Raw genomic sequence first — 14594 nt, 5'->3', positions numbered from 1 at the left:
GTAGTTGATTTGAAACTTGCATTAATCGGAGCAGGGCAAAGAGGCATGATTTATTCAGAATACGCAAGCAAAACAGTAGAAATTGTTGCGGTAGTTGAACCAAATGACAATAGAAGAAAGGTAGCAGCCGATCAGTTCGGCATCCCTCTGGAGAATCAATTTCAATCTGTAGATGAATTTTATCGATTGGGAAAAATTTGCGACGCTCTTATTATTTCTTCGATGGACAGAGACCATTATACGCAAACGATGGAAGCGCTTGATCTTGGTTATGACATTCTGTTGGAAAAACCAATTTCGCCAAGTCCGGAGGAATGTTTAAGAATACAACAAAAAGCAAATGAAAAAGGTCGCAAAGTTATCGTTTGTCATGTGCTCCGATATACAAATTTCTTCGCAGAAATAAAAAAAATTATTGATAGCAATGAGCTGGGAAAGATCATAACCATTCAGCATAATGAAAACGTCGGAAATTATCATATGGCTCATTCTTTTGTAAGGGGGAATTGGAGAAACAGCGACCTAGCGAGCCCAATTATTATGCAGAAATCCTGTCATGATATGGATATATTGGCATGGCTTGTGGACAGTGATGCGAAGCGGATTTCTTCCTATGGGGACCTGACTTATTTTAAAGAAGAGAATGCACCAGCTAATAGCGCTGATCGATGCCTAGATTGTAAAGTTGCCGCAGATTGCCGCTTCGATGCCAGAAAGGCTTATCTTCCTATCAGAGGACAATGGCCGGCTACAACGATTTCGGTGGATCAGACTGAAGAGGGATTATTGAAGGCTTTGGAAACAAGCCCTTATGGACGCTGTGTTTATCGGTCTGATAATAATGTTTGTGACCATCAAGCATCCATTATTGAGTTCAAAAATGGCGTAACGGTCACCTTTAATTTAAGCGGTTTTACCAATAAGATGTATCGTACGCTTAAAATTATGTGCGAGCATGGAGAAATTAGAGGTGATGACAGCTTAAATATCATTGAAGTAACGCGGTTCACATCCAATATGTCTGAACAATATGAGCACACCGTGATCCGGCCAGCTGCCATGAATGGCGGACATAATGGCGGGGATACAGGACTGATGATCGATTTCTTGGACAATTTAGAAAATGAGGACAGCAACAGCAGATCTTCCATTGATAGATCAGTAGAAAGTCACATTATGGCCTATGCAGCTGAGAGAGCAAGGGTTACAGGTACAGTAATTGATATCGATCATTTAAAGGAAGAGCTGCAAGAAACATTACGCGATAGCCGCTCGATAACGATGCAAAGGTAGTGATGTAATGAGTTCAGTTGTGAAAGGTTTCTTATATGAGATAAAGAAAAACAGAATATTGTATCTCATGTGCGTGCCTGCGCTTGTTGTATTAATCATGTTCAGCTACATCCCTTTTGCAGGAATATGGATGGCATTTACCGACTTTAATGTAGTTGACGGCATATTTGGCAGTAAATTTGTTGGTCTTGATAACTTCACTTACTTTTTCTCTAAAAATAGCATGGGCTGGAAGGTTACCTATAACACCTTATACATTAACTTTTTCAGCCTCATATTAGGCATTATTGTTCCAGTCAGTATCGCTGTTTTCTTAAACGAGATACGCAATAAATCGTTTAAGCGGATTGCTCAAAGCATGATGTTTTTTCCCTATTTTATATCGTGGGTTGTAGTAGGCGCTATTCTTTATGGGATCTTCTCAACGGATGTAGGTGTTGCCAACAATATTTTGGAATTTTTTGGGGCAGATCCGATTAGATGGTATTCAGAACCGAAGTATTGGAAATGGATCATTATTCTATCGAGTGTTTGGAAGTGGAGCGGGTATAGCTCGATTCTTTACATGGCTGCAATGGCTAACTTTGATGGGAGCTTGTATGAAGCAGCGAAAGTAGATGGCGCGAATAAGCTGCAGCGCATTGTTTTCTTAACGATTCCTATGTTAAAACCAACGATTATTGTCTTAACTTTACTAAGCGTTGGACGGATCTTTTATGGTGACTTTGGTATGATATACGGCATTGTCGGCAATAACCCGGTACTTATTGACGAGGTTACCGTCATCGATACTTATGTTTACCAGTCTATGCGTACGTTGGGCTTTTCTTATTCGACTGCAATCGGATTATTTCAGTCTCTAATGGGATTAATTTTAATCTCTGCAGCTAACAAATCGGCTAAGAAAATAAACGATGGAGAGGGTCTATTTTAATAATGGAAACTAATCGATTGCTTGGAGATAAACTCGTAAAGAGCTTGGCGTACTGTTTTATTGGCTTATTTGCACTCGTTTGTTTATACCCGCTTGTATTGACCTTAAGTGTTTCCTTCTCATCTGAGCAGGCCATTGTCAAAAATGGTTATTCGATTATCCCGCTGAGTCCAAGTTTGGATACGTATAAATATATCTATGTGAATAGTGGTATGAAGATATTGAAGTCTTATGGCGTAACCATCTTTGTAACTGTAATTGGTACGGTAAGCGCATTGCTGATTACAAGTATGATTGCATTCTCGATATCCGTAAAAAAGCTAAGATATCGCAATATTATCGCATTCATTAGCAACTTTACGATTATTTTCTCGGCCGGCTTGATTCCGTGGTATATGGTTAGCGTGAATTATTACGGTTTGAAAAATAGTATTTTAGCATTAATCCTTCCTTCTATTTTTAGCGTATGGAATATGTTTTTGCTGCGAACGTATTTTTCTAGCATTTCACCGTCTTTATACGAAGCAGCGGAGATGGATGGAGCTAATTATTTTACCATTTATTTAAAAGTAGCTCTTCCTTTAAGCAAGACTGCTCTGCTCACAGTGGGATTAATGTATGCGCTGAATTATTGGAATGATTGGTGGAATGCACTCATCTTCATCAACGATAAGGATCTATTTCCGCTGCAATACTATCTCTACAACATTCTATCGAATGTAAATGCGATCAGCTCCGGCCGTATTCCCTCTGGGGCTTCCGGTAACATAACGCTGCCAGCAGAAACCGTAAAGATGGCAATTACCGTAATTACAATTGGTCCTATTATTTTCCTATTTCCTTTTATTCAAAAGTATTTCGTTCATGGCATTATGGCGGGCGCAGTAAAGGAATAAGCGATACATGGTTTGTAGCCTATCTAGGCCTAACATACATTAACCATTAAATAGGGAGGGTTATCAATGAAATCCAGTAAAATGCTTATCTTTTTGGTTTTAATGCTAGTTTCTACTTCAATTCTTGCAGCGTGTAGCAACAAGGAAGAGGTTGGAGGAAAGGGGAAGCTCGAAACACTCACCATCTTGTACCCGGGGGACGAAAGTGATCGTATGACTGAATTTCTTGGAAATGAATTTTCAGAGAAAATGGCAGCCGATCTCGGATTAAAGTTGAAAGTTATTTTTGTGCCATGGGCTCAGTACTGGGAGCAAAAAGATATTATGCTCGCTGCAAATGAACCGATTGATCTTTATTGGGATGGTCTTCCCGACCTTTCTACCATTGTGAATAAGAAGCAAAGCATGCCGTTGGATGATCTAATTAAGCAGTATGGCCAGGATATGCTCAAAGTGCTGCCGATGGAACAGTTTCAGGGTGCGGTAATTGACGGCAAAATTCATGGGATTCCATCGGCGTATGCTCCGTCATCAGCCATGTATCAACTGGTAGCTGTACGTCAGGATATACTAGAGGCTGTTGGGATGAACGAAATAAAAACAGCTGAAGATTTAAAAGAGTTTGCTACCAAAGCGAAAAAACAGTTTCCGGAAATGAAAGGGCCAGCTGATATTGTCTTTAAACCTCTCACCAGATATTTTACAGAAGAGCAGTATAACTTTATTGCAGTAGAAGACTTAATCGTATTTGGCGAAGACAGTAAAAAAGCACATAGCTATTATGAATCAGAAGCTTTCCAAAAAGTAGCGAAATTTAACCGCAGTATGTATGATGCAGGGCTTTATTCAGAGGATCTGACTATCAAATACAATGAACGGGATTCTCGCATGCAGACAGGTCTATACTTATGGGTTGAAGGCTCGTTAGGCAAAGAAATGGAAATTATAGATGCAATAAAAGCAAATGCACCTGATGCTAGAGTGAAGACTTATCTTTTGGCACCTGAGAAACCTCGTTATATTACTGCAACAGGAGGAGAAGTTCTTGGCGTTCCGGTAACGGCTCCTAATCCAGAGGGTGCGATAAAATTTGTGAATTGGATTTATAAATCCAAAGAAAATTATCAATTAGCGCTCTATGGCGTTGAAGGCAAAGATTACGAGATTGTAGATGGAAGAATCAAAAAGCTGACTGCTAATGAGTTTTTCTATGAATGGATGTTTAGAAACCAGAATTATCAATTATTTGGACCAGACGTAGCACAAGAATCTATTGATCATTATAAAACGTGGGATGACGAGGCAGTAACTTCCGCTTCACTCGGCTTCCGATTTAATAATGAGAAAGTAAAATTGATTGAGACTGCCCTAAAAGAAGTAGCAGGCAAGGACTTAGCGGCTATACGCTCAGGCTTTGTTGATTTTGAAACGGAATATCCGAAAGCGATTAAGAAGCTAAAAGCAGCAGGGATTGATGAATACGTAGCTGAGATTCAGCGCCAGTTGGATGAGTTTTTGGCTAGTAAATAAACTGATATTATATTTTAAATTCATAGCATTGGCATAGGAGTAAAAGTAAGTGATGTGAAACCCCGACCTTAAAAGAGGTCGGGGTTTTTGCATTGTTTTGAGTAACGCCTATGCAGGATGTAGTACTATAGAAATAGGAACCATTCTTTCCTTTTGAGGGGTAAATTTAATGAAGAAAAGTAAGCAAATTAGGGATTTAATATATGTAAGCGGGGAGCATGAAACGAATTATTTTTGCTCCTATGGAATCGAATTTCATGAATTTATGAACTGTGTACATCATAGGCCGGAGAACCTTATACTTCTTAAACATGATTTTCATAACGTACAGACGAATCGGCATTCTAGACTTCATTATGTTTTGAAGCAAGGATTGGATGAATTAATTGAAGAAAACGTGTATCACTATGGAGATTTTTGTTGGGTAGATTTCTCCAAAGAAGAGGAATTAAATGCTTTAAGCAACAATCAAATCGCTGAATTATTGTTTTTTGGCCAAATGGGTGAGCCATTGCATCATATACCAAAGCTGAGGTTTGCTTATTTTGCACATGATGATGGCTGGTTTAACAAGCTTTATGTTACAGATTTATATGATTATGAAGTTCTTTTAGCTAAAGTGATTACTTTTAAGCTTCATAAACTAATCGGTAGGCAGGTTCAAGAAATTCCAAAGGACATATCATCGGTACTTTTAGAATGGACAAGAGATGGATTATTGATTGACTTGTCAAAAATTCAAAAAAGTAAAACTGAATTAAGAATACCGGTAACCTTTATTGGTCATGACATTGATATGGACAGCGTATACGATTTTAGAAAAGAAATTAGGGATTACAAGGTTTGGTTAGTTTATTCAAAAAAGGTATGGAAGCTTATTAAAGAAGGTTAAAACGAACGTTTGCGTTATGGGGAAGTATCATCCCTGTCATTTGAGCGCGATTGTTGATATTTCTAATGGGTTATTCCTATCCACAGGTAGGCTGAAAATCAGACATCGTGGATCTTATTATATTGATTAATGTATGTCATTATATTTCTAGGGGGGATTGGATGTTTACTGAATTCAATTTGACGGATGACAGCCCTGCCTATACCCAAGTAAAAGAATACATGAAAAGATTAATTACTTTAGGTGTATTGCAAGCGAATCAGAAGCTCCCGTCCACGCGCGAACTCAGTTCTATGCTGAATGTCAGTAGAAATACGGTAGTTAGTGCATACGCAGATTTGAAAGACGAAGGTTTTGTGTATGTAGATAAAGGAAAAGGGAGCTTTGTTGCTCAAAAATTCGGTGAGGCAGCAACTGACCCTTCATGGCAGCTTGATTGGAAGCAAAATATTAGTAAACAAACGAAGATTGCTGAAGAAATGGATCTTAGCAAGCACGGGATACGTTCTAGCACAGGAGAAATCAATTTTACAAGTATCGCACCGGATGGGAAACTGTTTGATCTCGATAATGTCAAACGAGCATTTTTAGATCGGATGTCCATAGAGGGTGAAATCATCTTAAACTATGGATATGCACAAGGCTACAAGCCTTTAATGGAATATTTACTTCGATATATGGAGAATAAAGGGGTAAATCTAGAGGGTAAGGATATTCTGATTACGAACGGTTTTACAGAAGGATTAGATCTCATTTTATCGGCTTTAATTAAGAAAAATGGTCGTGTCCTTTGCGAGAATCCTACCCATCATGCGGCAATTAAACTGTTTAAGATGCATGGATTTGATTTTGAGGGTATCGAAATGGAGCAAGACGGAATTAATCTTGTGGAGCTGGAGAGAGCATTGTCAGAAGGATCCTTTGATTTAACCTATCTTGTACCTTCTTATCATAATCCAACGGGTATTGTGATGTCTCCCCATAAACGAATGGAAGTCATCAAGCTGCTCCATAAATATCAAGTCCCGCTTATTGAAGATGGGTTCAACGAGGAGCTAAGGTTTTCAGGAGACCACATTGCCCCTTTAATTGCATGTAATGGAAATGGAAATAGTGTCATCTATCTGGGCAGTTTTTCGAAAATCCTTTTCCCTGGCCTCCGGGTTGGATGGGTCTTGGCTGAGAAAGAGCTCATTTATTATCTGGAAAGTGTAAAGCGTGCGCGAAGCATCCACACCTCCACGTTAGATCAATCCTTACTTTATCAATATCTTCATAATGGCAACTTCGAGAAGTATTTGAAGAAAGCCAAATCTGAATATAAACGAAAATGTGAATTAGTCATTCGGTGCTGTAAAGCGTTTATTCCGTTAAGACGCCTTTCAGGCGACGGAGGGCTTCATGTATTTATTGAATTCGAAGATAACTATGATACCAATGTCTTATTAGAATACTGTCGCCACAAAGGGGTCATATTTACTCCGGGCAACATTTTTTTTACAGATAACAAAGGTCATCATACGATGCGGCTTGGTTTCTCACGAGTAGCAGATGAGGACATCATAAAAGGGATTCAAATTATAGGTGATACGGCTAAACAAATGATGAAGGAGAGACAGCTATGAGAGTTGGAGTGATAATGGGGGGTATTTCATCAGAAAAAGAAGTATCCCTTATGACTGGACGCGAAATGATTGCTAATTTGGATAGAGAAAAGTATGAGTTGTATCCGATTGAAATCAATCGAAAAGATGAACTCATTGAAAAAGTGAAAAATATTGATGTAGCTCTGCTTGCACTTCATGGGAAGTATGGTGAGGATGGAACGATTCAAGGGGCGCTTGAAACACTTGGCGTTCCTTATACGGGGTGCGGTGTTTTATCGAGCAGCTTGAGCATGGATAAAAATATATCTAAAAAGCTTTTTCGTCATGACGGCATCGATACTCCTGACTGGATTCATTTGAATAGTGCAGATGAATTATGTGTTGAAGATGTCGAACGACTGGGTTATCCGGTTATCGTGAAGCCAAATTCAGGCGGTTCGAGTTTAGGAGTCAAAATAATAAAAAACAAAGAAACGTTAGTTGATGAGGTACTAGAAACCTTTCGATGGGATAATGAAGTATTGATCGAGCAATACATCGAAGGTGAGGAAATAACCTGCTCCATTTTAAACGGTAAACTTCTTCCTATCATCGCTATTCGGTCTCAATCTGAATTTTTTGATTATTCTTCTAAGTATGATGACGGTGGAGCCGATGAACAAGTGATCCAGCTGCCTCCTGAGATTTTTGATCGGGTTCGTGCTTCTGCACTCGGCTGTTACAAGACATTAAAATGCAGCGTTTACGCCCGAATCGACATGATTATTAAAGATGGAATTCCTTATGTAATGGAAGTGAACACATTGCCTGGCTTGACGAAAAATAGCCTTCTGCCCAAAAGCGCCAAAGCTGCGGGAATTTCATTCAGTCAACTGTTGGATCAGATTATTGAATATTCATTAATGGAAAGAAAGAATGGGTTACTATAGCTTAAAAAGAACGAGGCTGCCGGTATGAAACGGCAGCCTCGTACTGTTATTGAGCAGTTAACCTCAATGATTTGTGTTAAAGTGGGAATGATCATGTATTTTATAAAAGGAGAGGAAGAAATGTCACTATCACTTATCTTTGATATGGACGGAACACTATTTCAAACAAATAAAATTTTAGAAATATCACTTGAAGATGCGTTTAATCAGTTAAGGTCAATAAATGAATGGGATACAGCAACGCCTATTGATAAATACCGCGAAATTATGGGCATCCCTTTACCAAAGGTTTGGGAAACTCTGTTGCCTAATCATTCCAAAGAAATAAGAGAACAAACGGACTCATACTTTCTAGAACGATTAATTGAAAACATTAGAAGCGGGAAAGGTGCTTTATATCCTAATGTAAAAGAAGTTTTTAGTTATCTAAAAGACAATGGTTTTTCAATATACATAGCTAGCAATGGTTTAACGGATTATTTAAAAGCAATTGTTAGTTATTATCATTTGGATAATTGGGTTACAGAGACCTGTAGTATTCAACAAATTGAATCACTGAATAAATCAGACTTAGTTAAAAGTATTATTGAAAAATACGGTATTACCAACGCAGCTGTAGTAGGAGATCGTCTATCGGATATAAATGCAGCCAAAGATAATGGTTTAGTTGCCATAGGATGCAACTTTGATTTTGCACAAGAATATGAACTCTCTCAGGCAGATATCGTTATTGATGACTTAATTGAGTTAAATACAATAGTGTCACAGTTGAAAAATAGGTATTTATTTAATGAATAACGATTGCTTAAAAACGGCGGCTGATATGATGGCTGCCGTTTGCTCAACAATTTTATAAGAACTTTAACGTTTTTTAATGGAGGAGTCATGACTAGAACAAATTTTCTAGAGACAAGATTATCGAGCAGATACGGTGAAGTAGGTTTAAAACAAGAGAACAACACAGTGTTTGCTGACTTGGTCATTGATTCAGTGTCCTTATATCAAAGGCTAAAAGAATACGACTTAGTACCAGCTTTTGGCTATGGGAATGCTGACCAACAAAAGCTTATAACTGATTACTATTTATTTAAATATCCCTTTGATTATAGGTATCATAGGTATCCCATAATGATTTGTCCTCAATGTGGTGATTTGGACTGTGGTTATATTTCTGTAGCTATAGATAAAGAAGCAGATATTGTTGAATGGAGTAATTTTTATTTAGAACATAATAATTTATTGCTAAATATCGGGCCTTTCCACTTTGAATGGGATAATTACAAATCCACAATAGAAAAAACTTTTGAGATAGGTCGATTACGCTAACGGTGAAGTCTAGTTAAATGATGTACATTAATGAGCAGGCTCTACGATAGCTTGCTTATTTCATTATTTAGTAATATTAACGGCAGTGCATTCTTTTCTTTTATAAATTCCTCTCTAATAATATCCCCACTTGTTCTGCCATCACTTTCGGCGATTCAGGTATTCCATTCGTAATATACGTTTCCATTATTCCAACGATAGCAGTACCAAAAAATTTAAGAATAATATCTTTATTCAATCCTTTATTTATTCCTTGAGTTATATCTACGTCATTTTCTAATTCTTCAATGAGAAATTCAAGGAGTCGAGTTCGGAATGTTGAGGCACCGCTGCTTGCTAACATGGTCGAAAAGAAAGAAAAATTACGTTCGAAATAGTCGAACATAATCAAATTTGCTGCCACGAAATCTAATTCTGATGATGCCTTGCATATTTTCCTTAGTTCGTTTATATGTTCTTCAATCAGTTTGTCCAGTAGATCAAACTTATCTAAATAATGATGGTATATTGTTCTTCGACCTACATTTGCTTTGTCGGAAATATCTTGAATCGTAATTTCATTAAAGTTTTTTTCAGACATCTTGCCATTGATCCTGATACTACTTTGGGCCCTGCTCAATGGTTTGAACCCGTAACCGATGAGGAATATAACAAGTTAAAATAAGTAGAAAAAACATTCATGAATACCCAAGAAAGCTACTGGTTCTGAGTAAGGCTCTCCATAATGCTCATCAAGAGTAAAAAACACCCTTCGGGGTGTTTTTTGTCATGTCTTTTGAATGACTCTACTAGGAATTTACGCTCATTTTCGCGTTCTAGAATATAGTTTAGAAGGATTTTCCTCCATTGCTGTCGAAATTCGTAGAATAAGTATTTGAAATGGAGGAAAGTTAGCTTTGAGATTAAGAAATCAACTATTGGGTGGAACGATCATTCTTTCATTATTAGCAGGGGGATCCGATTCTGCCTATGCGTCAATTCAGAACTTGTCGGCAGGAAAAAAGCTAAGCCAGGGAGTACAGCAGTACGCACAAACCGTTCAAAAGAAAGAAACAATCGCTAAAATTGTGGATACTACCAATTTGCGCAAAGGACCGGGGCTTGAATATGAGATTGTTGCCAAAGCGAAGGCTGGCACATCTTATCCAATCGTTGGATCGAAAGGGGAATGGTACAAAGTAACTCTTTCCAGCGGTAACACGGCTTATGTTGCAAATTGGGTAGTGGAGACGGTTGAGAGCAGCGGCAGCCAACCTACTTCAAATAATGGACAAAACCAGGAAAATGCCAACAAGCCGAGTGGTGGTCAAGATAAGGAAGCTATAGCAAATATAGTAGATACTACTAATTTGCGCAAAGGTCCTGGTTTAGATTATGAGATTGTTGCCAAGGCGAGAGCTGGAGAAACCTTTCCTGTCGTCGGATTAGACGGAGATTGGTATAAAGTATCGCTGCCTAGTGGAGGAACCGCTTACGTTGCTAATTGGGTTGTGAACACGGGGAGTAACAAACAAAGCGGTAGTAAAGTGTATATCTATCATACGCATAATAGGGAGTCCTGGAGAAATGTATTAGGCAATTCAAAAGGGACCTCCGTCGACGATGCCAAAGTGAACATTACGCTTGTAGGCAAGAAGCTTGCTGAGAGTCTTCAGAAAAAAGGGATATCCTCCATTGTTGAACAGACCGACTTTACTGAAAGACTGAATGAACAGAAATTAAGCTACACAAAAGCCTACGTTGAATCGCGTAAAGCAGTCGACAAGGCGATGAAGGCTAATACTTCACTATCCTATTTCTTCGATATTCACCGTGACGCTGATGTTCCGCGGAGCAAAACAACGGTTGTCATTAATGGTAAAACGTATGCACGCATTATGTTCGTCATTGGTGATGCTAATCCCGCGCATAAGGAAAACAAAAAGTTCGCCGAAGCGTTAAACGCTCTATTGAACAAGAAGTATCCTGGCATATCGAGGGGAGTTCTTATGAAAAGCGCCCACCAGGGGAATGCCGAGTACAACCAGTCCGTCTCTAATGGAAGCCTGCTTCTGGAATTTGGGGGAGTAAACAATACGCTGGAAGAAAATCTTCAAACAGCAGAGGCTTTCGCTGACGTGTTTGCGGAGTATTATAAATCAATTAAATAAAGTAAAAAAAGCAGGGAAAGTTTCCTTGCTTTTTTTGTTCCATGCTCACATTTTGTTGTTTACCTTAATGTTAAGGGTCATATAAAAAATAAAAAAACCGATTTTTACATCGGCCTTGTAGACATTGTTTTTAGACGAAAAATGAATTTGCTGTTCTGTGAATAATGCTTCCATCTGACATGCGAACAGAATCGTCGTTATATCCTGTTATGGTTGATGCTGGGCGAATCTGCATGCCGTTTTGCATAGGTTTGATTATTGCTTTTTGAGCAATCGCAACTTCAAAATCTTTGTTCGTAATTAGTCTTTGACCTTCTTGAAGTGTAATTTTTGCTTGCATGTAAACACGTCCTCTACGGTTCTATTTTTTTGTATTCTAAGGACAAATAATACACTAATAACTTTATACAAAGCAATGGAAGTGAATGCAAATGAGAAAAAATATTTCAGAATATGTTGTAAAATATACAAAACAGTGAATTTTAATCTCAATACGTGATAGTATACCCCAACGAATCCTCAATCATAATTTTGTCAATCTAATTGAACCAATAATTCTTCTACAAATCCCGATGCATGACTTTGGGATCATATGTGAAAAAAGGCAAACCAGATGATCTGGTTTGCCTTTATTGTAAATCAAAATAGCGAAAATTGAATCAATATGCTCGACGAGGTTTCGCCTTAATGGTAGCAGCGCTCTCCTGGCTCTTCAGTTCAGCTAGGAGCTTATCACCTTCAACATCCAGGTTAGGCAGCATGCGATCTAGCCATTTCGGCAGCCACCAAGCTTTGTCGCCGAAGACTGCCATGACAGCTGGGACAAGCGCCATGCGTACGAAGAAGGCGTCAATAAGAATGCCGATTGCGAGTGCAAAACCGATCTGCTTAATCATAATATCATGCGCGAAAATAAAGCCTGCGAACACGGACACCATTATCACGGCAGCGGCTACTACTACACGGCTGGCTTGATTGTAGCCGTGAACGACACTCTCTGTTCCGTGATGACCGTGGACGTAAGACTCGCGCATGGAGCTGACGAGGAACACCTGATAATCCATCGCCAGCCCGTATAGAATGCCGGTAACCATAATTGGCATAAAGCTGAGCAGCGGACCGCCGGTATCAAAGCCGAAGAGGGAGTGCAGCCATCCCCATTGGTATACGGCCGTAGTAATCCCGAATGTGGCGAGCACACTGAGAAGGAAACCAACCGTAGCTTTGAGCGGAACGATGATTGAGCGAAACACGAGCAGCAGAATAATAAGCGATAGGATAACGATAATGCCGACGTAGAGAGGGAACACCTCAGCCAGCTTCGATGACATATCGATGTTAATTGCTGTGAACCCAGTTACGCCAACCGTGACATCATACGTTAGCGCCATGCTGGAATCAGAAGCTCGAATCTCACGAACTAGGTTTTTAGTTTCTGCATCCGTTGGACCTGTTTTGGGGATGAGGCTAATAATCGCCATATCTCCGGTTTTGTTTACGCCCATAGGTGTCACAAGCGAAACATTTTCATGCTTCCCTAGATCTTGAACTAGACCATTCAGCAATTCCGGCGTCACTTTGTCCGATGCGCCTTTTGGCTTTGCTACCAGGAGCAACGGGCCATTGAAGCCTTCGCCAAAACCGTTTGAAATGGCGTCGTAGCTCTGCCTTGATGGTGTATCTAAGTTAGCCGTGGCTCCTGATGGGATGCCCATTTCCATTTTTGCGACTGGTAGTGCTGCTGCGCCAAGAATAACAATAACAGCAACAATAACTAGCCAGCGGCCTTTTGCTATAGCTGTTACCCAGCGGTGTGCGAACCCTTGAGCAGTTTTATTCGATTGGGTGCTGCTCTTCGTACGCGCTTTTGCTGAGCAGATGCGTTCACCCAATAGACCTAGCAGTGCCGGTAGCAGAGTTAAAGCAACCAGAACATTGACGAGGACAGCCAAAGCAGCAACAAGCGCCATGGCAGACAAGAAGCCAATTCCGATGACAAGCATGCCGCACAAAGCAATAATAACGGTTAAGCCAGCGAAAAACACTGCACTTCCGGCTGTGCCGACTGCTCTGCTGGCTGCTTCCCGCGCACTTAATCCCTGATCAAGAATCATGCGGCGTTGACGATTTACGATAAACAACGAGTAATCAATTCCGACGGCAAGCCCAACCATAAGCGCTAGAACAGGAGTGAGATCAGTCATATGGATGAATTTTGAGAAGGCGTATGCTCCTCCTACGCTAATTCCTACTCCCATTAAGGCAGTTAGAAGCGGCAAACCAGCAGCAACAACCGAACCAAGTGTCATGAATAGCACAACGGCAGCTACGGCAATACCGATAGCTTCTGTCGAACCAATGGAAGGTTTAGTTGACAGCGAGTCGCTTGGCAATGCTTGAATACCCGTTTGTTCAACAGACATAGCGGCATCGATGACGGAATCGGGTACCGATTCAGGAAGCGACATTTGCTGAACGGTGAATTGGAATTGGAACAGGGCAACGCTGCCGTCAGAGGCAAGCATTACGCCAGGTACCGGAACACCGTTGACCATTAGAGGGCCGAAGGGAGGCAATTCACCTGTGTTTGCTTGCGCTGTTCCGTCCCCTTGTTGTGGTGCACTCCCTTGAGCGTTTTCTGAAGCTGAAGCGCCGGCTTTAGCAGCCAATTCAGCAGCATTAATAACATATTCAAGGTTATAAACATCATTAACAGCTTTAGTAATGGCGCTCAAACGCTCTGGTGTATCTAGTCGTTCGTCTTTGGGAGCTGTAAATACGATGCTGGCTTGTCCGCCTGAAGCTTCTGGCAGTTCCGCTGACAGCTGATCCAATACCTTCTGCGATTCCGTTCCCTCAATTTTCATATCGGAGGTTACATGGATTCCATTGACCCCGAGTATAGCGAGTACAACTCCGAGAATTGCGATCCAGCTAATAATGAAATACCATGGCTTGGTATAGGCTGACTTACCCAATCTGTACAGAAAAGTTGACATCTGTTAATGATTCTCCTTTGCATGTAGAAATAACGTGA

General features: G+C 40.0%; 13 protein-coding genes. 10 read left to right on the top strand and 3 right to left on the bottom strand.

What is annotated here, in order from left to right; translation table 11 throughout:
* Nucleotides 1-9 precede the first annotated feature (9 nt).
* From AC1DPK_RS06520 to AC1DPK_RS06480, 9 genes are all read left to right on the top strand, one after another.
* Entirely contained in the window at nt 10-1293 is a 1284-nt protein-coding gene (locus AC1DPK_RS06520) for a Gfo/Idh/MocA family protein (protein ID WP_475442638.1), read from the top strand.
* 7 nt (nt 1294-1300) lie between these two features.
* Nucleotides 1301-2227, top strand: a complete 927-nt coding sequence (locus tag AC1DPK_RS06515) for an ABC transporter permease (protein WP_076265595.1) — start codon at nt 1301-1303, stop codon at nt 2225-2227.
* A 2-nt stretch (nt 2228-2229) separates the two neighbouring features.
* Nucleotides 2230-3123: a carbohydrate ABC transporter permease gene (locus AC1DPK_RS06510; RefSeq protein ID WP_076265596.1), complete on the top strand. Its 894-nt coding sequence runs from the start codon at nt 2230-2232 to the stop codon at nt 3121-3123.
* A gap of 66 nt (nt 3124-3189) precedes the next feature.
* Nucleotides 3190-4653 (top strand): ABC transporter substrate-binding protein, encoded by a 1464-nt coding sequence (locus AC1DPK_RS06505; RefSeq protein ID WP_076265597.1) that lies wholly within the window; start codon nt 3190-3192, stop codon nt 4651-4653.
* Nucleotides 4654-4822: 169 nt separating this feature from the next.
* Complete coding sequence (locus AC1DPK_RS06500; RefSeq protein ID WP_477509711.1) at nt 4823-5545, top strand: hypothetical protein; 723 nt, start codon at nt 4823-4825, stop codon at nt 5543-5545.
* Between the two features lie 161 nt (nt 5546-5706).
* Nucleotides 5707-7170, top strand: a complete 1464-nt coding sequence (pdxR, locus tag AC1DPK_RS06495) for a MocR-like pyridoxine biosynthesis transcription factor PdxR (protein ID WP_477509710.1) — start codon at nt 5707-5709, stop codon at nt 7168-7170.
* A complete protein-coding gene (locus AC1DPK_RS06490) occupies nt 7167-8081 on the top strand; it encodes a D-alanine--D-alanine ligase (protein ID WP_477509709.1) in 915 nt (304 codons plus the stop codon). Before pdxR ends, AC1DPK_RS06490 begins: the two co-directional genes overlap by 4 nt.
* Before the next feature lie 24 nt (nt 8082-8105).
* On the top strand, nt 8106-8879 hold the full coding sequence (locus AC1DPK_RS06485; RefSeq protein ID WP_477509708.1) for an HAD family hydrolase: 774 nt from the start codon (nt 8106-8108) through the stop codon (nt 8877-8879).
* Between the two features lie 87 nt (nt 8880-8966).
* Entirely contained in the window at nt 8967-9407 is a 441-nt protein-coding gene (locus AC1DPK_RS06480; RefSeq protein ID WP_477509707.1) for an oxidoreductase, read from the top strand.
* 100 nt (nt 9408-9507) lie between these two features.
* Here AC1DPK_RS06480 and AC1DPK_RS06475 read toward each other — a convergent pair whose 3' ends face one another.
* Nucleotides 9508-9987: a TetR/AcrR family transcriptional regulator gene (locus tag AC1DPK_RS06475; protein WP_477509706.1), complete on the bottom strand. Its 480-nt coding sequence runs from the start codon at nt 9985-9987 to the stop codon at nt 9508-9510.
* 316 nt (nt 9988-10303) lie between these two features.
* Here AC1DPK_RS06475 and spoIIP point away from each other — a divergent pair, with 316 nt between their 5' ends.
* Nucleotides 10304-11557: a stage II sporulation protein P gene (spoIIP, locus tag AC1DPK_RS06470; RefSeq protein ID WP_477509705.1), complete on the top strand. Its 1254-nt coding sequence runs from the start codon at nt 10304-10306 to the stop codon at nt 11555-11557.
* A 130-nt stretch (nt 11558-11687) separates the two neighbouring features.
* Here spoIIP and AC1DPK_RS06465 read toward each other — a convergent pair whose 3' ends face one another.
* Both AC1DPK_RS06465 and AC1DPK_RS06460 read right to left on the bottom strand, forming a co-directional pair.
* Nucleotides 11688-11897 (bottom strand): hypothetical protein, encoded by a 210-nt coding sequence (locus AC1DPK_RS06465; RefSeq protein ID WP_076265602.1) that lies wholly within the window; start codon nt 11895-11897, stop codon nt 11688-11690.
* A 319-nt stretch (nt 11898-12216) separates the two neighbouring features.
* Nucleotides 12217-14556: an MMPL family transporter gene (locus tag AC1DPK_RS06460; protein ID WP_477509704.1), complete on the bottom strand. Its 2340-nt coding sequence runs from the start codon at nt 14554-14556 to the stop codon at nt 12217-12219.
* Nucleotides 14557-14594 lie beyond the last annotated feature (38 nt).

This window comes from Paenibacillus sp. 01T424, assembly GCF_056398745.1.
Note: the sequence above shows the minus strand (reverse complement) of the source record. Positions and strands in the feature narration are given on the sequence as shown.

Bases quoted from the DNA above. Each gene is read 5' to 3' on its own strand.
- AC1DPK_RS06515 (WP_076265595.1), top strand. From the start codon at position 1,301: ATGAGTTCAGTTGTGAAAGGTTTCTTATATGAGATAAAGAAAAACAGA.
- AC1DPK_RS06510 (WP_076265596.1), top strand. From the start codon at position 2,230: ATGGAAACTAATCGATTGCTTGGAGATAAACTCGTAAAGAGCTTGGCG.
- AC1DPK_RS06505 (WP_076265597.1), top strand. From the start codon at position 3,190: ATGAAATCCAGTAAAATGCTTATCTTTTTGGTTTTAATGCTAGTTTCT.
- AC1DPK_RS06500 (WP_477509711.1), top strand. From the start codon at position 4,823: ATGAAGAAAAGTAAGCAAATTAGGGATTTAATATATGTAAGCGGGGAG.
- pdxR (WP_477509710.1), top strand. From the start codon at position 5,707: ATGTTTACTGAATTCAATTTGACGGATGACAGCCCTGCCTATACCCAA.
- AC1DPK_RS06490 (WP_477509709.1), top strand. From the start codon at position 7,167: ATGAGAGTTGGAGTGATAATGGGGGGTATTTCATCAGAAAAAGAAGTA.
- AC1DPK_RS06485 (WP_477509708.1), top strand. From the start codon at position 8,106: ATGAAACGGCAGCCTCGTACTGTTATTGAGCAGTTAACCTCAATGATT.
- AC1DPK_RS06480 (WP_477509707.1), top strand. From the start codon at position 8,967: ATGACTAGAACAAATTTTCTAGAGACAAGATTATCGAGCAGATACGGT.
- AC1DPK_RS06475 (WP_477509706.1), bottom strand. From the start codon at position 9,987: ATGTCTGAAAAAAACTTTAATGAAATTACGATTCAAGATATTTCCGAC.
- AC1DPK_RS06465 (WP_076265602.1), bottom strand. From the start codon at position 11,897: ATGCAAGCAAAAATTACACTTCAAGAAGGTCAAAGACTAATTACGAAC.
- AC1DPK_RS06460 (WP_477509704.1), bottom strand. From the start codon at position 14,556: ATGTCAACTTTTCTGTACAGATTGGGTAAGTCAGCCTATACCAAGCCA.